Raw genomic sequence first — 20831 nt, 5'->3', positions numbered from 1 at the left:
GGGTGCGGGCGGAGCGGCGGCGGGCCGTCCCCGAAGGGCGGCCGGCCGTCTCCCCTGCCGCGCATGGCTCAGGCCACCGCCTCGTCGAGGCGGGCGGCCTGCTTCTCCTTCAGCGGACCTATCACCGCGAGCGACGGCCGCTGGGCCAGGACGTCCTGGGCGACCGAGCGGACGTCGTCCGGGGTCACGGCGGCGATCCGGCCCAGCATGTCGTCGACCGACATCTGGTCGCCCCAGCACAGCTCGCTCTTGCCGATCCGGTTCATGATCGCGCCTGTGTCCTCCAGGCCGAGGACGGTGGAGCCGGACAGCTGGCCGATGGCCCGCTTGATCTCCTCGTCCGTGAGGCCCTCCGCGACGACCTTCTCCAGCTCGCCGCGGCAGATGCGCAGCACGTCGTGGACCTGGCTGGGGCGGCAGCCCGCGTACACGCCGAACAGGCCGGTGTCGGCGAAGCCGGAGGTGTACGAGTACACGCTGTAGGCCAGGCCGCGCTTCTCCCGGACCTCCTGGAAGAGCCGGGAGGACATGCCGCCGCCGAGGGCGGTGTTCAGCACGCCCAGGGCCCAGCGGCGGTCGTCGGTGCGGGCGAGGCCCGGCATGCCGAGGACGACATGGGCCTGTTCGGTCTTGCGGCCGACCAGGTCGACGCGGCCGGAGGTGCGGATCCGCTTGGTGCCGCCGCGCGGGCCGATCGGCTGGGCGTCGGTGCGGCCGAGGGCGCCGGCCTTCTCGAAGGCGGCGCGGACCTGGCGTACGACCTTGGCGTGGTCGACGTTGCCGGCGGCGGCCACGACCAGGTGGGTGGGGTCGTAGTGCTTCCGGTAGAAGCGGTGGATCCGGTCGGCGCCCAGACCGTTGATCGTGTCGACGGTGCCGAGGACGGGGCGGCCCAGCGGGGAGTCGCCGAACATGGTGTGCGCGAACAGGTCGTGCACGCAGTCGCCGGGGTCGTCCTCGGTCATCGCGATCTCCTCGAGGATGACACCGCGCTCGGCGTCGACGTCCTCCTCGCGGATCAGCGAGCCGGTGAGCATGTCGCAGACGACGTCGATCGCCAGCGGCAGGTCGGTGTCGAGCACCCGTGCGTAGTAGCAGGTGTACTCCTTGGCCGTGAAGGCGTTCATCTCGCCGCCGACCGCGTCGATCGCGGAGGAGATGTCGAGGGCGCTGCGCTTGCCGGTGCCCTTGAAGAGGAGGTGCTCGAGGTAGTGCGTGGCGCCGTTGAGCGAGGGCGTCTCGTCCCGGGAGCCGACGTGCGCCCAGATGCCGAAGGTGGCGGAGCGTACGGAGGGCAGCGTCTCGGTGACGATGCGCAGGCCGCCGGGGAGGACGGTGCGCCGGACGGTGCCGATGCCGTTCTCGCCCTTGAGGAGGGTTTGGGTACGGGCGACGGCCCGCTCCTCCGAAGAGGGGCGGGCCGTCACACGGGAACTACGCGACGTCACTTGTCGGAGTCGTCCTTGTCGGCGTCGGCGGCGTCCTCGCCCTCGATCACGGGGATCAGGGAGAGCTTGCCGCGCTGGTCGATCTCGGCGATCTCGACCTGGACCTTGGCGCCGACCGCGAGCACGTCCTCGACGTTCTCCACGCGCTTGCCGCCGGCGAGCTTGCGGATCTGCGAGATGTGCAGCAGGCCGTCCTTGCCCGGGAGCAGGGAGACGAAGGCACCAAAGGTGGTGGTCTTGACGACCGTGCCCAGGTAGCGCTCGCCGACCTCCGGCATGGTCGGGTTGGCGATCGAGTTGATCGTGGTGCGGGCGGCCTCGGCGGCCGGGCCGTCGGCGGCACCGATGTAGATGGTGCCGTCGTCCTCGATCGTGATCTCGGCGCCGGTGTCCTCCTGGATCTGGTTGATCATCTTGCCCTTGGGGCCGATGACCTCGCCGATCTTGTCCACGGGGATCTTGACGGTGATGATCCGCGGGGCGTTCGGGGACATCTCGTCCGGCGTGTCGATCGCTTCCATCATCACGTCGAGGATGTGGAGGCGGGCGTCGCGGGCCTGCTTGAGGGCCGCGGCCAGGACGGAGGCCGGGATGCCGTCCAGCTTGGTGTCGAGCTGGAGGGCGGTCACGAACTCCTTGGTGCCGGCGACCTTGAAGTCCATGTCGCCGAAGGCGTCCTCCGCACCGAGGATGTCGGTGAGGGCGACGTAGTGGGTCTTGCCGTCGATCTCCTGGGAGATCAGGCCCATGGCGATACCGGCGACGGGGGCCTTGAGCGGCACACCGGCGTTCAGCAGCGACATGGTGGAGGCGCAGACGGAGCCCATGGACGTCGAGCCGTTGGAACCGAGGGCCTCGGACACCTGGCGGATCGCGTACGGGAACTCCTCGCGGCTCGGCAGAACCGGGATGAGGGCGCGCTCGGCGAGGGCGCCGTGGCCGATCTCGCGGCGCTTGGGGGAGCCGACGCGGCCGGTCTCGCCGGTGGAGTACGGCGGGAAGTTGTAGTTGTGCATGTAGCGCTTGCGGGTCACCGGGGAGAGGGTGTCCAGCTGCTGCTCCATGCGGAGCATGTTGAGGGTGGTGACGCCCAGGATCTGGGTCTCGCCACGCTCGAACAGCGCGGATCCGTGGACCCGCGGGATCGCCTCGACCTCGGCGGCCAGGGTGCGGATGTCGGTGACACCGCGGCCGTCGATGCGGACCTTGTCCTTGATGACGCGCTCGCGCACCAGGGCCTTGGTCAGGCTGCGGTAGGCGGCGGAGATCTCCTTCTCGCGGCCCTCGAAGGCCGGGAGGAGCTTCTCGGCGGCGAGCTCCTTGACGCGGTCGAGCTCGACCTCGCGCTCCTGCTTGCCGGCGATGGTCAGGGCCTGGGCCAGCTCGCCGCGGACGGCCTGCTCCAGGGCGGCGAAGACGTCGTCCTCGTAGTCGAGGAAGATCGGGAACTCGCCCTCGGGCTTGGCGGCCTTGGCGGCGAGGTCCGACTGGGCCTTGCACAGGACCTTGATGAACGGCTTCGCGGCCTCGAGACCGGCGGCCACGACCTCCTCGGTCGGCGCCTCGGCGCCGCCCTTGACGAGGGTGATGGTCTGCTCGGTGGCCTCGGCCTCGACCATCATGATCGCGACGTCGCCGTCCTCCAGGGTGCGGCCCGCGACGACCATGTCGAAGACGGCGTCCTCGAGCTCGGAGTGCGTCGGGAAGGCGACCCACTGGCCCTTGATCAGCGCGACGCGGACGCCGCCGATCGGGCCGGAGAAGGGCAGGCCGGCGAGCTGGGTGGACGCGGACGCGGCGTTGATCGCGATGACGTCGTACAGGTGGTCCGGGTTCAGCGCCATGATGGTGGCGACGACCTGGATCTCGTTGCGCAGGCCCTTCTTGAAGGACGGGCGCAGCGGGCGGTCGATCAGGCGGCAGGTGAGGATCGCGTCCTCGGAGGGGCGGCCCTCGCGGCGGAAGAAGGAGCCGGGGATCTTGCCGGCCGCGTACTGCCGCTCCTCGACGTCGACCGTCAGGGGGAAGAAGTCGAGCTGGTCCTTGGGCTTCTTCGACGCGGTGGTGGCGGACAGCACCATCGTGTCGTCGTCCAGGTAGGCGACGGCGGAGCCGGCGGCCTGGCGGGCCAGACGGCCCGTCTCGAAGCGGATCGTGCGGGTGCCGAAGGAACCGTTGTCAATGACGGCCTCGGCGTAGTGGGTCTCGTTCTCCACTAGCGTTTTCTCCATTTTCGTCGTCTCCGTCCGCGGCCCGTGTGGCGGCGGACGGCTGGAGAAGCGCTCCTTGCGTGCGGGCCGGTCTTCGATCGAAGTACCCGGTTCGGCGCCCGTGGGGCATTTCCGGGTACCACTACCGAGGACCGGCGGCGTAGGAGGGCGCTCCTCCCCCTTCAGTTGTGCACCGCAGTGCGACGCGCACGTGCGTCCAGACTACAAAGCGTCCGGTACGTCCCGCACGCAGAGCGGGCGCACGGCACGTATGGCAAAGGGAGCGGTCCCCTCATCGTGGGAACCGCTCCCTTCTCAGCGTCTTACTTGGCGCCGGCCGCACCGCGGCGGATGCCGAGGCGGTCGACCAGCGTACGGAAGCGCTGGATGTCCTTCTTGGCCAGGTACTGCAGCAGGCGGCGGCGCTGGCCGACGAGGATCAGCAGGCCCCGGCGGGAGTGGTGGTCGTGCTTGTGGGCCTTCAGGTGCTCGGTCAGGTCCGAGATGCGGCGGGAAAGCATCGCGACCTGGACCTCGGGGGAGCCGGTGTCGCCCTCCTTGGTACCGAACTCGGCCATGATCTGCTTCTTCGTGGCGGCGTCGAGCGACACGTTTACTCCTTTGGGTGATTCGTGGCCACCGAGCGCCCCAGGTCGTCGTCTCTGGGGCTTCTGTGACTCGGGTGGCGGTCCGCTGAGCGCATCCCCCGGAAGGCTCCGGGGCCGCGTACACAAACGGCCGTCACACAGCGTACCAGCCTGCCGTCCGGCGTGTCTCAGCTGGTGAGCGAGCGGGCGCGGGAGTAGACGTCGAGGACGGCCAGGGCCAGCGGGACGAGGCTCAACAGCACGGCCGCCTCGGTGAGGTCGAGCAGCCGCCCCCAGAAGGGTGACAGACCCTTGCGGGGTATGACCAGCGCAATTCCGGCGAGGAGGGCGGCGCCGGCGGCGACCGCGGCGGACAGCCAGATCGTACGGAGGTCCAGGCCGCCGCGGTCGTGGTAGCGGATGAGCTCCACCAGCAGGTCGGCGGGCGGGCGCAGGGCGAGGCCCAGGATCAGCAGGGCGACGGCGGCCAGGCCGGCGGCCAGGGCGCACACGACCTGGGAGGTGTAGCGGAAGAGCCGGGCGCGCAGCAGCATGGCCAGCCCGGTGGCCAGGGCCAGGAGCCGGCCCCAGGTGTTGTCGGAGAAGCCGAGGACCGCGGCGGAGCCCACCGCGACCGCGGCGCAGCCGGCGACGAGGCCGAGCAGCATCTCGTGTCCGCGGCGGGCCTGGGTGGCGATGGCGTCGGCGTCGAGCGGGGTGCCGGCCTCGCCTTGGTCGGGGCCGGCGGCGGGGTCGCCGTACGGCTCAGTCTCGTAGCGGTCCGGAGTCTCGTAGACCTCGACGGCGCTCTGCGGGGCGGCGTAGCCGATGGGCAGCCGGGCGAAGCGGGCGGACAGGCCTGGCAGGAAGGCGACGAGGCCGATGGCGACGGGGGCGCAGCCGGCGGCGGTGGCCGTGGCGGAGGCCTCGGTGACGATGGCGAGGAAGGTGGCCAGGGTGCCGGTGGCTGCGAGGAAGGTGGCCGCGACGAAGGGGGCGTCGCCGTTCGGGGTGAGCGCGACGAGGGCGACGGAGGCGATCAGGACGCAGACGCAGCCGAGCAGGAACTGCAGGCGGCCGGGTCCGTGGCCGGCGGCGGGGGCGATGATGCCGGAGCCGGCGATCAGGAGCTGGGGCAGGGCGCCGAGGCCGAGGGCGACGGCGGAGCCGCGGTCGCGGTAGACGCGGGCGCGGACGCCGGCGGCGGCGGTCAGCAGGAGGCCGACGGCTCCGGCGATGATGCCGGGCAGGCCGTGCATGTCGTGCCGGACGGGGTCGGCGTACCAGAGGACGAAGCCGAGCAGGAGGAGCAGGACGGCGGCGCCGGCCAGGCCCGCGCCGCGCAGCATGTCGTCGCTCCACAGGTGGCGGTCGCGGACGACGGCGGAGGCCACGGCGTCGGAGACGTCGTCGAAGACGGCGGGCGGCAGCGACTCGGCGAACGGGCGCAGGCTGAGCACCTCGCCGTCGAGGACCTGCTGGGCGGCGAGGGTGCGCGCGCCGTCGAGGACGGTGCCGTCGCGGCGGACGAGGTGGTATCCGGTGGGAGCGCCGACGGGCTGGGTCTGGCCGGTGAGGCGCAGCAGTTCGGGGTAGACGTCGGCGACGGCGATGTCCTCGGGGAGGGCGACGTCGATGCGGCTGTCAGGAGCCACGACGGTGACCCTGCAGAAGCCCGTCGCTGCGGCCGTACTCACCTGTGGGACCCCCTGGTTGGCGGAGCGGGTGCATTCCGCGGCCGTCTCGGATTCGCGGATGCGCATACTGCGCGGGCCACCCTACCGGGAGTATGTGTGACAGTCGGCAAGTAGGATCGCCGTCGCGCGGGGAGAGCCCCTTCGCGCCCGGGACTTGGGGCGCAGCAGCAGCGTCCGGTCCGTTTTCGAGGGATTGATGCTCCGGTGAGTCAGATCGTCGTCAAACGCCCGCCGCGGTCCCTGCCGCCCGAAGTCCCCGCGGACGAACTGAGGCTTGAGGCTCCGCCGGAACTTCCCCGGGGACAGCAGGAGGGCATGCTGATGCAGCTCCTGCCGATGCTGGGCATGGGTTCCTCGGTCGTCTTCTTCTTCATGCCGGGTGCCGCGCCGTTCATGCGCATCATGGGCGTGCTGATGCTGGTGTCGACCGTGGCCATGATCATCGCCCAGTTGGTCCGCCACCGGCGCGGTACGCAGGGGCAAATGGCCGATGTGCGCAGGGACTACCTGAAGTACCTCGCGCAGACGCGCCGTCAGGTGCGCAGGACCGCGCGGGCGCAGCGCGACGCGCAGCTGTACCTGCACCCGGCTCCCGAGCAGCTGTGGTCGGTGGTGGCCGAAGGCTCGCGGCTGTGGGAACGGCGTGTGGGCGACGCGGACTTCGGGCAGGCGCGGCTGGGGCTGGGCGTGCAGCGCCTGGCGACTGCGCTGGTGGCGCCGGACACGGCTCCGGTGGACGAGCTGGAGCCGCTGACGGCGGGCGCGATGCAGCGGTTCCTGAAGGTGCACTCCTCGCTGGACGGGCTGCCGGTGGCGGTGTCGCTGCGGGCCTTCTACCACATGACGGTGTCCGGGGAGCCGGAGTCGGCGCGCGGCGCGGCCCGGGCGGTGGTGGCGCAGCTGGCGACGCTGCACTCCCCCGACGACCTGGTGGTGGCCGTGGTGGCCGCGCCGGGCGCGGTGGAGGCGTGGGACTGGGTGAAGTGGCTGCCGCACACGCAGGTCCCGGGGCAGGTCGACGGGGCGGGCGCCAAGCGGCTGTTCGGAGACGACCTGACCGAGGTGGAAGCGCTGCTGGCGCCCCGGCTGGAGGGGCGGCCGCGGTTCAGCCGGGACACCTCCCCGGTGCTGGACCAGCCCCACCTGGTCGTCGTCCTGGACGCCAACTCCCGCGGCGGGCTGGTGCCGGCCGAGTCGGCGTTCGCGGCGGCCGAGGGGCTGCAGGGCGTCACGATCGTCGAGGTGATCGCGGGCGAGCTGGACGAGCCGCGCGGCGGGCTGTCCGTCGTGGCGCGGCCGGGGAAGCTGCGCCTGGAGTCCGGCGGCGGGGTCGCGTACGAGGGCGTGCCGGACAACCTGTCGCTGCCGGCGGCGGAGGCGCTCGCCCGGCAGCTGGCGCCGCTGCGCACGGGCGGCGGTGACGACGACGAGCCGCTGCTGGCCAACCTGGACTTCACGGACCTGCTGAACCTGGGCGATGCGGCGTCGATCGACGTGGCCCGGACCTGGCGGCCGCGGTCGGCCGGGGAGAGGCTGCGCGTGCCGATCGGTGTCGGCGAGGACGGCTCGCCGGTGATGCTGGACCTGAAGGAGGCCGCGCAGGAGGGCATGGGCCCGCACGGGCTGTGCGTGGGCGCGACGGGTTCGGGCAAGTCGGAGCTGCTGCGCACGCTGGTGCTGGGCCTGGCGGTGACGCACACCTCGGAGACGCTGAACTTCGTCCTCGCGGACTTCAAGGGCGGTGCGACGTTCACCGGCATGGGGCAGATGCCGCACGTCGCGGCGGTCATCACCAACCTGGCGGACGACCTGACGCTCGTGGACCGCATGGGCGACTCGATCCGCGGCGAGCTGCAGCGCCGCCAGGAGCTGCTGCGCTCCGCGGGCAACTACGCGAACATCCACGACTACGAGAAGGCGCGCGCGGCGGGTGCCCCGCTGGAGCCGCTGGCCTCGCTGGTCCTGGTCATCGACGAGTTCAGCGAGCTGCTGACCGCGAAGCCCGACTTCATCGACATGTTCATCCAGATCGGCCGCATCGGCCGCTCGCTGGGCGTGCACCTGCTGCTGGCCTCGCAGCGCCTGGAGGAGGGCAAGCTGCGCGGGCTGGACACGTACCTGTCGTACCGGATCGGTCTGCGGACCTTCTCGGCGGCGGAGTCGCGCACGGCGATCGGCGTGCCGGACGCCTACCACCTTCCGTCGGTGCCGGGTTCGGGCTACCTGAAGTTCGGTACGGACGAGATGGTCCGCTTCAAGGCGGCGTACGTCTCGGGCACGTACCGCTCGGGCGGGCGGGAGCTGTCGGTGGGGCAGTTCCCGGTGGAGCGGCGGCCCGCGCTGTTCACGGCGGTGCCGGTGCCGGTGGTGTACGCGGCCCCTGACCCGGCGTACCTGGCGGCGCAGGCCGACCAGGAGGACGACGCGCTCGCGGACACCGTGCTGGACGTGATCGTGTCCCGGCTGGAGGGGCAGGGGGTCCCGGCGCACCAGGTGTGGCTGCCGCCGCTGGACCAGGCCCCGGCGCTGGACCAGCTGCTGCCGGCGCTGGCGGCCTCGGCGGAGCGCGGGCTGCACGCGGAGGGCTACACGCGGCCGGGCGGGCTGGTGGTGCCGCTCGGGCTCATCGACAAGCCGTTCGAGCAGCGGCGCGAGGTGCTGTACCGGGACTTCTCGGGTGCGGCGGGCCACATGATGGTGGTCGGCGGTCCGCAGTCGGGCAAGTCGACCCTGATGCGGACCCTCATCTCCGCGTTCGCGCTGACGCACACCCCGCGCGAGGTGCAGTTCTACGGGCTGGACTTCGGCGGCGGCGGTATGTCGTCGGTGGCGGAGCTGCCGCACGTCGGCGGGATCGCCTCGCGCCTGGACCCGGAGCGGGTGCGGCGCACGGTCGCCGAGGTGGGCGGCATCCTGAACCGCCGCGAGGAGTTCTTCCGGGCCCACGGGATCGACTCGATCGGCACCTACCGGCGCAAGCGGGCGGCGGGCGAGCTGCCCGGCGAGGCGTGGGGCGACGTGTTCCTGGTCATCGACGGCTGGGGCGGCTTCCGGAGCGAGTACGACGTCCTGGAGCAGGTGGTCACGGACATCGCGTCGCGTGGTCTGGGCTACGGCATCCACGTGGTGATCACGGCGGCGCGGTACATGGAGGTGCGGGCCGCGCTGAAGGACCAGATGCTGGGCCGGCTGGAGCTGCGGCTCGGCGACGTCATGGACTCCGAGTTCGACCGGAAGGTCGCGGCGAACGTCCCGCCGGGAATGCCGGGGCGCGGACAGGTGCCGGAGAAGCTGCACTTCCTGGGGGCGCTGCCGCGGATCGACGGCTCGCACGACGTGTCGGAGCTGTCGGACGCGACGGCCGCGTTCGTGTCGGCGGTGAAGCAGAACTGGTCGGGGCCGGCGGCTCCGGGCGTGCGGCTGCTGCCGCGGCTGCTGCACGCGGACCAGCTCCCGGGCGGTGGGGAGTTCCCCGAGCGCGGCATCGCGATCGGCATCGACGAGACGAACCTGGAGCCGGTGTTCGTCGACTTCGAGGCGGACCCGTTCCTCCTCGTCTTCGGCGAGAGCGAGTCGGGCAAGACGAACCTGCTGCGGCTCATCGCGCAGCAGATCGCGCGGCGGTACACCCCGGACCAGGCCCGGCTGGTCGTCGGCGACTACCGGCGCACCCTGCTGGGGGAGCTGCCGGAGGAGCACCTGCTGGAGTACGCGCCGATGGCGAGCTCCCTGCAGATGCACATGGAGGCCCTGGGCGGCGTGTTCGCCCGGCGGCAGCCGCCGGACGACGTCACCCCGCAGCAGCTGCGGGACCGCAGCTGGTGGACGGGGCCGGACGTGTTCATCGTCATCGACGACTTCGACCTGGTGGCGACGAGCCAGGGCAACCCGCTGGCGCCGCTGGTGGAGTACCTGCCGTTCGCCCGGGACACGGGTGTCCGGTTCATCATCGCGCGCAATTCCGCGGGCGCCTCGCGGTCGCTGTACGAGCCGTTCATGCAGCGCATCAAGGAGCTCGGCGCGCAGGGCGTGGTGCTGTCGGGCGACCCGTCCGAGGGTGACCTGATCGGCACCGTGCGCCCGCGGCCGATGCCGCCGGGCCGGGCGTACTTCTCCTCGCGCCGGCGGGGGACGTCGCTGGTCCAGCTGGGCCGGATGCCGGGGGCCTGAGCCCCGGCGGGGGCCCGCCCGGCCCCGTCTTGCGGGGGAGCGGAGGGTGATCAACCGGAAACGCTCCCCCGCTGCGGCCCCGAGCCCCGATAATCGGCAGCGTAGGACCGCCGAAGGAGAGGCCGCACATGGGCACCCAGCAGGAGAAGGACGAGCTGTACGCGCTCGACATCAGCGGCGTGGAGTGGGAGGGCCCGCCCGGGACCACCCCGGACGAGGAGCGGGTCGAGATCGCCCGCCTGCCCGAGGGTGCGGTGGCGATGCGGTCCTCCCTGGACCGGGACACGGTGCTGCGCTACACGGCGGCCGAGTGGGAGGCGTTCGTACTCGGCGCCCGGGACGGCGAGTTCGACCTCGACCGCGGCCCGCACCGGTAGCCGGGACCGGTATGGCCCGGGCGGCTCAGTAGGCCTCGGTGAACAGGCGGGAGGCCTTCACATCGGTGGCGCGGTAGTCGCCCTTGCCGCGCTCGATCAGCTTGGCGACCGTCTCCAGCGTGTCCTTCATGTGGTCGGCCTTCTGCCTGTACTTGCCCTGGAGCGTGACGTACTCCTTGTGCGCCTCACCGTCCCAGGTGTCGGTGACGACCTTCAGGGCCTGCTCCATCTCCGACAGGTCGTCGATGATGTTCTTGGAGACGACGCGAATGCGGTTCGCCATCTCCTGGACGCTCTCGTACCGTACCCGGGTTGCCCCGTCGTTGGCCGCCATGGTCTTCTCCTTCGCGCTGGCTTGAGCTGGGTGGGGAACGACGTGTCGGTCAGACGCCGTTGAGGCCCGAGGTGTTCTGGTTGCCGGAGTTCGCCTGGACGGCCTTGAACGCGGCGCGCACCTCGTCGTCCTGGGCGTTGCTCAGGTTCTTGGTCTGGGCGACCGCGTTATGCAGGACACCGAGCAGGCGGCGGATCTCGTCGTGGTCGTCGTTGACGGTGGTCTGGGCGGAGACGAAGCCGGAGGCACCCACACCGGTCCAGCCGGCGCTCACCGTGGCGAGGATGTCGGCCAGCTCACGGGCCTGCCTGGTGACGGCGTTGGCCGTCGTCTCGATCTTGTTCTTCGCCTGGACGACCGGATCGTCCGCAAGTCCGAAATTGTTGCTCATCCGAAGCTCCTCACTTCTCAATTCGCCGGCAGAACCGACGGACTGCGCAGCGGAGCGGACGTCCCGGTTGCGAATGCTCCTCGCCCACCGGGGAATTCCCCCTCCACCTCACGCGATCCCCCGATCACAGTCGTGAAGCCTGGTGCCACTCTAGCCAGTTCATGTCACAGCCCCAACATCAGTGGCCTGCATCCGTCGATGAACTGTGACCGTTCACTGCAAACGGCCACGGCGCCTGCGCGCGTCCCGGATGACGGTCGCGGTCCCTGCGATGACCGCGATGAGCACGGCGCCGGTCCCCAGGACGTACGTGCCGATCCGCTCGTCCCGCTCCTGCGCGGTCTCGGTCAGCCGCAGGGCCGCCGCCTCGGGCGCGGCCGCCGGGGGCGGACCCGGGTCGGGCACGGGAGCCCTGGGCCGCTCGTGGTCCTGGGTGACGGCGCGCACCGGATCGACGACCCCCCAGCCGACGTAGTCGTCGCGGCCGTTGACCGAGCGCTCGGCGGTGCTCTGGATCTGCCAGATCACCTCCTGCGGGGACCAGTCCGGGTGCTCGGCGCGCAGCAGGGCGGCGACGCCGGCGACGTACGGCGCCGAGAAGCTGGTGCCGTTGTCGATGCACTGGCCGAAGCCGGGGACGGTGGAGACCATGTCGACGCCGGGCGCGGCGATCCCGACGAAGTCGCCGGGCTGGGAGAACACCGCCCGCTCGTTGTTGCGGTCCGAGGAGGCCACGGCGAGGACGCCGGGGAAGGCCGCCGGGTAGGTCCTGCGCTTCTGGCCGCTCGCGCCGTCGTTGCCGGCGGAGGCGACGACCAGCACCTTCGCGTCGACGGCGCGCTGGACGGCCTTGCCGAGCTCGGTGTCGGCGCTCAGGGGGACGTCGGTGTCCTGCGAGATGTTGATGATCTGGGCGCCCTTGGCGACGGCGTGGTCGATGGCCTGGCCGAGGGAGAGGGCGTTGCCCTTGCCCTGGCCGTCGTTCTGCCGGATCGGGATGATCACCGAGTCGGGGGCGAGGCCGACGAAGCCGGTGCCGTCCTGCGGGCGGGCCGCGATGATCCCGGCCACCTTCGTGCCGTGGCCGACGGTGTCGGCGGTGCCGTCGCCGCCCTTGGCGTCGACGAAGTCCTTGCCCGCCCCCACGTCGAGGGCGCCGCTGAGCTGCGGGTTCACCCGGTCCACACCGGTGTCGATGACGGCGACGCGGACCGGCTTGCCGTCCTTGTCCTTGCCCTTGGTCCGGGCCCAGAGCGTGTCGAGCAGGAGTCGCTGGAGGGCCCAGGGGCGATCTGCGATCTGCTTCTTCATGGGGAAGGTGCACTCCCCCGCGCCGTCCGGGCGCAGGGCCGGGGCCGCCGCCCCCGGCGGCCGGGCGGCGGGGCCGCCCGGGCCGGTGGCGGCCGCGGCGGTGGCGGCCGTACCGCAGGCCGCGGCCAGGGTGACGGCGGCGGCGAGGAGCGCGCGGCGCCCGTACGGGGAGGGGATCATCGGCGGCTTCCTCACGAACCCTGAGGCTGGCGGGCGGAGTTGGTGTCCAGGCGCGGACCCTTGGAGAGGAACTCCGACCACGCGATGGGCACGAGGGCCGGGGTGACGCCGCCGTAGCCGAGACGTATCTGCGCCTGGCTCGCCTCGGGCCGGCCGTCGCCGCCCGCCCCCTGCTGGTCCGGGGCCCCGATCTTCGACTTCTCGGCGTCGCTGTCCCCGTTGGCCTGGACGGCGTACCGCAGGCCGGTGTCGGTGACGAGGAACAGGGCGCCGCCCGCCGTGCTCTGCTTGCCCTGCAGCTGGGTGTACAGCAGCCCGGAGCCGGGCGTGACGTACGCGCTGGTGCCGCTGGCGGTGATGTCGACGGGGAAGCCGGTGCCGGCCCAGGTGCTCAGGGTCTGGTTGCCCTGGCCGTCGACCGAGCGCAGCACGTTGCAGACGGTGTCGCGCGCCCCGGCGCCCTGCGCGGCGGCCGTGTCCCCGGACGGGGCCTGGTTGATGCGGGCGGTCTTCTTCGACGGCCACCGGGTCTCGCCCTTGAACGGCGTCTGCTCCGGGTTGAGGGTCTGGAGGTCGACCTCGCGCGGCTTGCCGTGCATGTTGAGGCTGTCGGTGGCGGGCGCCGAGATCAGCAGCCAGGCCGCGAAGTCGGAGACCGGGGCGACCTTGCCGGGCAGCACCACGTAGTGCTGGGCGCCCGAGCCGGTCTGGGCCCGCAGCACCATGCCGACCTTGTTGTCGGCAGTGCCCAGGCCCGGCACGTCGGCCTTGGTGCCGGCCGCCGCGGGCAGCTGCGGGAAGGCCAGGTCGTCACCGGAGTTGAGGGTGGCCAGCCACTGCTCGGTGACCTGCTGCGGGGTGGCACCCGTGTTGCCGACGAGGGCGTTGGTCATCTTGCCCGCATCGGCGGTGCCTTCGGGGAACTTGTACTTGGTGCCCGTGCTGTCGACGAGGTAGCGCTCCTTGGCCCCGCCGGTGCTCTGCACGTACAGCATCTGGCTGTCGGTGAGCCTGCGCGCGTCGTCCGTCATGCCCGCCTCGCGGTCGGCGAGGACGAAGGTGGCGGTCTGCACGCTCTTTCCGTTGCCGCCCGGCGCCTGGCACACGGCCCAGCGCTTGGCCTTGCCCGCGTCCTTCGGGGCGGGCAGCCGGTCGGGGGCGTACGGGATGCCGATGATGGGGCCGCGCGGCGGCTTGCCCGCGTCCAGGATCTTGTCGTCGATCTGCAGGACCTTGAACTTCTGCGGGTCCAGGAGGAGTCGGGCCGAGGCGAGGTTCAGCACCGGGTGCAGGCGGGTCTGCTCCTTGCCGTTCACCTTCGTCGCGAGGACCACGTAGCGGGTCGTCGACTGCTTGCCGACGAGCACCTTGGTACCGGCCTCGTCCCAGCCCTTGGGGGCCTGGGGCTTGAACATGCCCCAGGCGCCGAACCCGGCGAGGATGACCGCCCCCACCACCAGACCCGGCACGACCGCGCGCAGGGGCCGTGGCGCGCCTTCCTCGGAACCCGTCGCGGACGGCTGGAGGAACGCGGCCACCGTCCGCCGCTTCGCAAAGGTGTACGCGTTGAGTTCATCACGCCGTGATGCCATGACCGTCTGCTTCTCCCCGCACGACCCGGTCGGCGACCGCGGTCCCCGGGCCTCGTTTGTCGGACCGGGGACCTACTATGCCTCTTGATCGAAGGGGCGGACGGGCCGGGTAGGGTGAGGCCGCCGCTCAGTGCCTTCCACAGCCCTCCAACCCGGGCGAATCAGGGCCTGTTGGGGTGGAATGGGGAGATTCCGGGGTCCCGCGGTGAGCGCCGCACAGCCCCGGCGCTCACGGGGTCTGGTGCCGGAAAGGGGAGGTGGGCGAATGACGGCCACCGCTACGGAGCCGCAGGCGGGCACAACCGCACCCGTACGCAGCGGGGTGACACCGAGTCCGAAGTCGAGCCCCGGCCGCTTCGGGCCGTTCCGACTGCAACAGCTGGTCCTGCTCCAAACGGCCGCGGCCGCACTGCTGGTGGCCTGGGTGGTGGAACCGCTGCTGCTGGTTCCCGCCGGTGTCCTCGCGCTGGTCCTCGTGGTCCTCGCCGTCGTACGCCGCCACCAGCGCTCCCTGCCCGAGTGGATCGGCAGCGCGCTCGCCCTGCGCGCGCGCAAGCGCCGGGCCGCGGCGTTCGCCGTGCCCGCGGGCACGGAGCCGGGACTGGCGCCGCTCGTCGAGGCCGACCCGGCACTGCGGACCATGACGTTCAGCGACCGCGACCGGCGGCCCGTCGGCATGGTCGGCGACGGAACGTTCCTGACCGCCGTCGTGCAGGTGGACACCGATGCCACTGCGCTGCGGCCCGAGCGGACTGCCCGGCCGCTGCCGCTGGCGCTCGTCCGGGACGTCCTCGACACGGACGGAATCCGGCTGGAGTCCGCGCAACTGGTGCAGCACACCCAGCCCGCGCCCGCCCCGCACCTGCCCCCGCAGTCGATGGCCACCCGCAACTACGCGCCGCTGCAGGCCCGGACGGGCACGCCGGCGGTACGGCTGACATGGATCGCACTGAAGCTCGATCCCGAGCTGTGCCCCGAGGCGGTCGCCGCCCGCGGCGGCGGGCTCGCGGGCGCGCAGCGCTGTGTGGTGCGCGCGGCCGACCAGCTGACGAGCCGGCTCGCGGGCGCCGGCTTCCGTGCCACCGTGCTCACCGAGCAGGAGCTGACGGCCACGCTGGCCACCTCCTCGTGCGCGAACCCGCGGGCCATCACCCAGGCGGGCCGCTCGGCCGGCTCCGGCCGCCGCACGGAGGAGACCTCGCGGACCTGGCGCTGCGACGACCGGCGCCACACCACGTACTGGATCGGCCGCTGGCCGCAGTTGGGCGGCTCGGGGACGGCGTCCCTGCCTCAGTTCGTGGCACTGCTGACCTCGCTGCCCGCGCTCGCGACCACGTTCAGCCTGACCGTGGCCCCGGCGGAGCGGCAGGGCGTCACCCTGACCGGGCACGTCCGCGTGACGGGGCGCAGCGACGAGGAACTGGTGGCGGCACGCCGGGAACTGGAGCGGACGGCCCGCGGTGTGCGCGCCGGACTGGTCCGGCTCGACCGCGAACAGGTGCCGGGGCTGCTGGCCTCGCTGCCGCTGGGAGGCGCACGATGAGGAACGCGGTCAGGGGCGGCTTCGGGCTCGTCGGCCCGCGCCGGGAACGGCACACGGTCCCCGCGGTGGACCTGGACGCCCTGGCGCTGCCGGTCGGCGACGACGGGGTCGTCATCGGGGTGGACGCGCACGGCCGGGCGGCGGTGCTCGGCATCAACCGGCCCACCCCGTACGAGGTGACGCTCATCGGCGGCGTGTGGACCGCCCAGGTGCTGGCGCTGCGCGCGGCGGCCACGGGCGCCCGGGTCGCGGTGGAGACCGGACGGGCCCAGGTGTGGTCCGCGCTGGCCCAGGCGGCGGGCGGCGGCCAGCAGTGCGTGACCCTGCACGACGTGGGCCGTGTACCGCCGCAGGGCGCGTCGGCGGGCAGCCCGGTGCTGGTCGTCCGCGACTGCGGGATGCGGCCCCCGCGCGGGCGCGTGGTGGCCGCGCCCTGGCAGTCGGTGGTGACGCTGCTGCCGTACCTGAGCCCGACGGCGCTGCGGCTGCTGCCGAACTCCTCCCTGGCCGGGATCCAGCGGGTGTCCCCCGACGAGGCGGAGCAGATCGGCCGCCTGATGAACCTGCCGCGTCAGACGGTGGATTCACTGCCGACGCTGGGCGACGGGGTCACCCTGTGGTGCACGCCCCGGGACCGGCAGTTCGTGATGACCCAGGGCACGGAGGCGGAGGCGGGGCTCCTGGGCCCGTGCCGGCGCATCGACTGACCGTTGCCGCCGTGGCCCTCCCGGGCGGCGGCCGGACGGTGGCGGTTGCCCGGTCGGCCCCGCCGGTGGACAGGGCCTGGCGTACGGGCCTCTCGCCGCCCGGAGCCGTCCCGCGCCGTACCGGCCGTCTTCTTCGGGGCCCGGCGGGGCCCGGCCCGGGCCGACGCGGGCCGGTGCGGGCGGTGTGGCCCGTCGGAGGGCCGACACGGGTGTCCGCGCGCGATTAGGCTGAGCGTGGGCGTGGCGTCACGGGGCGCCGGACCAGTGTTCGACAGACCAGGAGGACGGACGAGTGAGCGGCGATCGGAACGAGAGGCGCGGCGGGACGTGGGACGTCCCGACGGACGATCAGTCCGACGCGGAGCCCGAGATGACGGGCCAGTTCACCATCGACTACACGCCGCCGGCCTGGTACACGCAGAGCGCGGCGCCCGCCGCGCCGGTGCCGGCCCTGCCCGAGGGCAGCGGCTTCGAGCCCCACAGCCCGTCGGGCACGCCGGCCCCGACGGCGTCGGGCCCGGCCGAGGCCACCGACCCGACCCCGCCGGAGCCCGCCTCCGGACTGCCGTCCTACCTCTCCGCAGCGGACATCGAGCCCGCGCCGCCGGCGCCCGCGGTCCCGGCCGACGCGGCACCGGCCGTGCCCGCGCAGGAGCCTGCGCCCGGACTGCCGTCCTACCTGACCAAGGCGGACATCGAGCCCGCGCCCGCGCTGCCGGCGCCCGTGACCCCGTCCGCAGCGGACCTTGAGCCTGCCGCCACGCCTGCCCCGCCGGCCGACGGGGCAACGGGCCTGCCTGCCCCGGGTGTCGGACCGGCGCCCGAGCTGCCCTCCTACCTGTCGGCTGCGGACTTCGAGCCCGCGCCGCCGGCGCCCGCGTCGGCTCCTGCGCTGCCGGCGCCCGCCGACACTCCCGTCGACGGCGTGCCCGTGCCCGCGCCCCCGTCCGGGGCGGGGTCCGGCTCCGGTGTCGTGCTGGGGAAGGCCTCCGCCGGGGCCTTCTCCCAGGACACCCCGTCTGCGGTGCCCGCGCCGGTTGCCGCGCCCGCTCCGGACGGCGCCCACCCTGCGGCGCCGGCGGCCGTGGAGCCCATCACTCCTGCGTCCGCTCCCCACCCGGCGGTGGAGGCCCCCGTCGCGGGGCCGGTCGGCGAACTGCCCCAGCTGCCGCCCGTGTTCCCCGCCCCGGAAGGACCCGGGGCCGGGTACGGCTTCCCGCAGCACGACGTCGCCCGGGCCGAGCCGCAGCCGGTCCCGCCGGCCATGCCGCAGGCCGGGTACGGCTTCCCGCAGGTTCCGCCGGCCAACGCGCAGCCGCAGGACGGCTATGGCTTCCCGCAGCCCGCCCCGGCCCCTGTACCGGCGCAGCCGCAGGCGGCCGTGGAAGCGGCCGGGTACGCGCTCCCGCCCGCCGCACCGCAGCAGGACGGCTACGGGTTCCCCCCGGCCGCCCCCGGCCCCGTACCGGCACAGCCGCAGGCCGCCCAGGCCCAGCCGCAGGATCCGGCCCAGGCGCAGGCGCAGCCGTACGTCGATCCGCGTACCGGCGCCCCGTGGCCGGCCGCCGCCCAGCCGGGCCCGCAGCCCGGCCCGCAGCCGCACGATCCCCGCTACCAGCCCGGCGCGCCGGCCTCCGGCGGTGCGCCGCTCGGCTACACCGCGGCCGTCGAGCTGTCCTCGGACCGGCTGCTGCGCGGCAAGCAGAAGCCCAAGCCGCAGCGCACCGGCTTCCGCTTCGGCGGCAAGGCCGCCGAGGCCGACCGGCAGCGCAAGCTGGAGCTCATCCGCACGCCGGTGATGTCCTGCTACCGGATCGCCGTCATCAGCCTCAAGGGCGGCGTCGGCAAGACCACGACGACCACCGCCCTCGGCGCGACCCTCGCGACCGAGCGCCAGGACAAGATCCTCGCCATCGACGCGAACCCGGACGCCGGCACCCTCGGCCGCCGGGTCCGCCGCGAGACGGGCGCCACGATCCGGGACCTGGTCCAGGCGATCCCGTACCTGAACTCGTACATGGACATCCGGCGGTTCACCTCACAGGCCCCGTCCGGCCTGGAGATCATCGCCAACGACGTGGACCCGGCCGTCTCGACGACCTTCAACGACGAGGACTACCGCCGCGTCATCGACACCCTCGGCCGCCAGTACCCGATCATCCTCACCGACTCGGGGACCGGCCTGCTCTACTCCGCCATGCGCGGCGTCCTGGACCTGGCCGATCAACTGATCATCATCTCCACCCCCTCCGTGGACGGCGCCAGCAGCGCGAGCACCACGCTCGACTGGCTGTCCGCGCACGGGTACGGAGACCTCGTCTCCCGCTCCCTCACCGTCATCTCGGGGGTCCGCGAGACCAGCAAGATGATCAAGACCGAGGACATCGTGCAGCACTTCGAGACCCGCTGCCGCGGGGTCGTCGTGGTGCCGTTCGACGAGCACCTCGCGGCCGGCGCCGAGGTCGACCTGGACCTGATGCGGCCGAAGACCCGCGAGGCGTACTTCAACCTCGCCGCCCTGGTGGCCGAGGACTTCGTACGGGCCGCCCAGGCAGCCCAGCAGAACCACTGGGGCGCGCCCCCGCAGCAGCCCGCGCAGCCGCAGCAGGCCCAGCCCCCGCACGGGCAGCCGGCGTACGCCCCACCGCAGCCGCAGCCCGGCCAGCCGTACGCGCCGCAGCCCCAGCCCCAGGCGCCGTACCAGCAGCCCCCGCAGCCGTACGCCGATGGCCGGTCGTACCCGCAGCCGCAGCCGCAGCCCGGCCAGCCCTGGCCGCAGCACCCCCAGCCCGGGCACCCCGGGCAGCAGCCCCCGCGCGACCCGCGCCTGGGCTGACCTGCCGTCCGTCCGGCCCCGGACGGACGGCAGGACGAGAAGAAGGGCCCGCACCGGGCCCGGGGGATCCCCGGGCCCGGTGCGGGCCCTTCCTTCCGTCAGGCCGCGGCTCAGCGCTCCACGCGCTCCGTGTCGTACGTCCGCGTCAGCTCCCGCGCGCGCTTCACGTCGTCCGCGATGGCCTCCAGCAGGCCCTCCAGCGACTCGAACTTGGCCATGCCGCGCACGTACGCGAGAAAGTCCACGGTGACGTGCAGCCCGTACAGGTCCAGCCCGACCCGGTCGATCGCGTACGCCTCCACGGTCCGCTCCGTGGCGTCGAACTGCGGGTTGGTGCCCACCGAGATCGCCGCGGGCATGCGCTCGCCGTTCGCCGTCAGCCAGCCCGCGTACACACCGTCGGCGGGGACGGCGGTGTGCGGCGGGGTCTCCACGTTGGCCGTCGGGTAGCCGAGTTCGCGGCCGCGCTGCGCGCCGCGCACGACGACGCCCTCGACGCGGTGCGGACGGCCCAGGACCTCGGCGGCTCCCGTCATGTCGCCCTCGGCGACCAGCTTGCGGGCGAGGCTCGAGGAGAACGGCACGCCACCGCCGGCCGTACCGCGCTCGACCAGGTCGATGACGTCGACCTCGTAGTCGTACGTGCCGCCCAGTTCGCGGAGGAAGTCGACGTTCCCGGCGGCGCGGTGGCCGAAGCGGAAGTTGGGGCCCTCGATCACGGCGCGGGCGTGCAGCTTGTCGACGAGCACCTTGACGATGAAGTCGGCCGGGGACAGCTGCGAGAACTCGGCCGTGAACGGCAGGACCAGCAGGGCGTCGACCCCGAGCCCGGCCATCAGCTCGGCGCGCCGGTCGTAGCCCGCCAGGATCGGCGGGTGGCTGCCGGGGCGGACGACCTCGCTCGGGTGCGGGTCGAAGGTGACGACGACGGACGGGACGCCGAGCTCGCGCGCCCGGGCCACGGCCCGCCCGATGATCAGCTGGTGGCCCCGGTGCACACCGTCGTACGAGCCGATGGTGACGACGCTGCGTCCCCAGTCCTGGGGGATGTCCTCCAAGCCACGCCAGCGCTGCACTGTGACCGCTCCTCGCCCGAACCGTGTAGGCCCTGTACTCGTTGCCGATTGCACGTCTAAGACTGCCATGCCCTCGCCCGGCGCCCCGCATCGGTATAGGGCTGCGGGGCGCTCTGTGTCACCTCGGCCGGAAGGCACCGGGGAGCCCGGCGGGAGGGGCCGGCGCATCCGGGGCCCCACGGGCGGGCGGCGGAAAGCAACGCGGCAGAAAAGCGCCCCCTTGTGCTCCCTCCAGTCACTCCACGCGCCTGCTCGGACGGGTGAATACAGGCGCTCTGCTGGATAGAGACCTACCCGAGGGGGGTGGGTGGAGCGGTGAGCAGCGGACGATGCGCTCTCACCGCTCCACGCCGCAGTCGGCGGACCCCCGGA

14 protein-coding genes are annotated in these 20831 nt (G+C 73.0%); 5 read left to right on the top strand and 9 right to left on the bottom strand.

The features are described 5' to 3' along the window. Positions 1-68 precede the first annotated feature (68 nt). The 4 genes from HYE82_RS06865 to eccD form a co-directional block, all read right to left on the bottom strand. Positions 69-1448, bottom strand: coding sequence for a pitrilysin family protein (locus HYE82_RS06865; RefSeq protein WP_179173035.1), 1380 nt, complete (start codon positions 1446-1448; stop codon positions 69-71). Beyond that, the gene (locus HYE82_RS06860; protein WP_179173045.1) at positions 1445-3664 is read right to left on the bottom strand and encodes a polyribonucleotide nucleotidyltransferase; all 2220 of its coding nucleotides are present in this window, start codon (positions 3662-3664) and stop codon (positions 1445-1447) included. Before HYE82_RS06860 ends, HYE82_RS06865 begins: the two co-directional genes overlap by 4 nt. Before the next feature lie 317 nt (positions 3665-3981). Continuing rightward, on the bottom strand, positions 3982-4269 hold the full coding sequence (rpsO, locus tag HYE82_RS06855; RefSeq protein WP_179173034.1) for a 30S ribosomal protein S15: 288 nt from the start codon (positions 4267-4269) through the stop codon (positions 3982-3984). 164 nt (positions 4270-4433) lie between these two features. After that, positions 4434-5942, bottom strand: a complete 1509-nt coding sequence (gene eccD, locus HYE82_RS06850) for a type VII secretion integral membrane protein EccD (protein WP_179173033.1) — start codon at positions 5940-5942, stop codon at positions 4434-4436. A 204-nt stretch (positions 5943-6146) separates the two neighbouring features. Here eccD and eccCa point away from each other — a divergent pair, with 204 nt between their 5' ends. Next, the gene (gene eccCa / locus HYE82_RS06845; RefSeq protein WP_179173032.1) at positions 6147-10112 is read left to right on the top strand and encodes a type VII secretion protein EccCa; all 3966 of its coding nucleotides are present in this window, start codon (positions 6147-6149) and stop codon (positions 10110-10112) included. 128 nt (positions 10113-10240) lie between these two features. Next, positions 10241-10489: a DUF397 domain-containing protein gene (locus HYE82_RS06840; protein WP_179173031.1), complete on the top strand. Its 249-nt coding sequence runs from the start codon at positions 10241-10243 to the stop codon at positions 10487-10489. A gap of 25 nt (positions 10490-10514) precedes the next feature. Here HYE82_RS06840 and HYE82_RS06835 read toward each other — a convergent pair whose 3' ends face one another. The 4 genes from HYE82_RS06835 to eccB form a co-directional block, all read right to left on the bottom strand. Next, positions 10515-10823, bottom strand: a complete 309-nt coding sequence (locus HYE82_RS06835) for a WXG100 family type VII secretion target (RefSeq protein WP_179173030.1) — start codon at positions 10821-10823, stop codon at positions 10515-10517. 49 nt (positions 10824-10872) lie between these two features. Next, entirely contained in the window at positions 10873-11214 is a 342-nt protein-coding gene (locus HYE82_RS06830) for a hypothetical protein (RefSeq protein WP_179173029.1), read from the bottom strand. Between the two features lie 213 nt (positions 11215-11427). Then, positions 11428-12705 carry a type VII secretion-associated serine protease mycosin gene (gene mycP, locus HYE82_RS06825; RefSeq protein WP_179173028.1) on the bottom strand — a complete coding sequence of 426 codons (1278 nt, stop codon included), beginning with the start codon at positions 12703-12705 and terminating at the stop codon, positions 11428-11430. Between the two features lie 11 nt (positions 12706-12716). Then, entirely contained in the window at positions 12717-14297 is a 1581-nt protein-coding gene (eccB, locus tag HYE82_RS06820) for a type VII secretion protein EccB (RefSeq protein ID WP_179173027.1), read from the bottom strand. A 265-nt stretch (positions 14298-14562) separates the two neighbouring features. Here eccB and eccE point away from each other — a divergent pair, with 265 nt between their 5' ends. The 3 genes from eccE to HYE82_RS37760 all read left to right on the top strand — a co-directional run bounded on the left by eccE (position 14563) and on the right by HYE82_RS37760 (position 19383). Further along, positions 14563-15840 carry a type VII secretion protein EccE gene (gene eccE / locus HYE82_RS06815; RefSeq protein ID WP_179173026.1) on the top strand — a complete coding sequence of 426 codons (1278 nt, stop codon included), beginning with the start codon at positions 14563-14565 and terminating at the stop codon, positions 15838-15840. Further along, entirely contained in the window at positions 15837-16547 is a 711-nt protein-coding gene (locus tag HYE82_RS06810; protein ID WP_179173025.1) for a hypothetical protein, read from the top strand. Before eccE ends, HYE82_RS06810 begins: the two co-directional genes overlap by 4 nt. Positions 16548-16839: 292 nt before the next feature. After that, positions 16840-19383 carry an SCO5717 family growth-regulating ATPase gene (locus HYE82_RS37760; RefSeq protein WP_309144223.1) on the top strand — a complete coding sequence of 848 codons (2544 nt, stop codon included), beginning with the start codon at positions 16840-16842 and terminating at the stop codon, positions 19381-19383. Between the two features lie 110 nt (positions 19384-19493). On the opposite strand, the gene HYE82_RS06800 is transcribed toward HYE82_RS37760, so the two are convergent. Next, positions 19494-20459, bottom strand: coding sequence for a bifunctional riboflavin kinase/FAD synthetase (locus HYE82_RS06800; RefSeq protein ID WP_179173024.1), 966 nt, complete (start codon positions 20457-20459; stop codon positions 19494-19496). Between the last annotated feature and the right edge of the window lie 372 nt (positions 20460-20831).

Source organism: Streptomyces sp. BR123 (genome assembly GCF_013401435.1).
Classification (GTDB): Bacteria; Actinomycetota; Actinomycetes; order Streptomycetales; family Streptomycetaceae; genus Streptomyces.
This window is presented reverse-complemented; position numbering and strand designations above follow the sequence as displayed.

What these genes read in the sequence shown, in the direction of transcription:
- eccE (WP_179173026.1), top strand. Translation starts at nt 14,563, where the DNA reads ATGACGGCCACCGCTACGGAGCCGCAGGCGGGCACAACCGCACCCGTA.
- eccB (WP_179173027.1), bottom strand. Translation starts at nt 14,297, where the DNA reads ATGGCATCACGGCGTGATGAACTCAACGCGTACACCTTTGCGAAGCGG.
- HYE82_RS06810 (WP_179173025.1), top strand. Translation starts at nt 15,837, where the DNA reads ATGAGGAACGCGGTCAGGGGCGGCTTCGGGCTCGTCGGCCCGCGCCGG.
- HYE82_RS06835 (WP_179173030.1), bottom strand. Translation starts at nt 10,823, where the DNA reads ATGGCGGCCAACGACGGGGCAACCCGGGTACGGTACGAGAGCGTCCAG.
- mycP (WP_179173028.1), bottom strand. Translation starts at nt 12,705, where the DNA reads ATGATCCCCTCCCCGTACGGGCGCCGCGCGCTCCTCGCCGCCGCCGTC.
- HYE82_RS06840 (WP_179173031.1), top strand. Translation starts at nt 10,241, where the DNA reads ATGGGCACCCAGCAGGAGAAGGACGAGCTGTACGCGCTCGACATCAGC.
- HYE82_RS06830 (WP_179173029.1), bottom strand. Translation starts at nt 11,214, where the DNA reads ATGAGCAACAATTTCGGACTTGCGGACGATCCGGTCGTCCAGGCGAAG.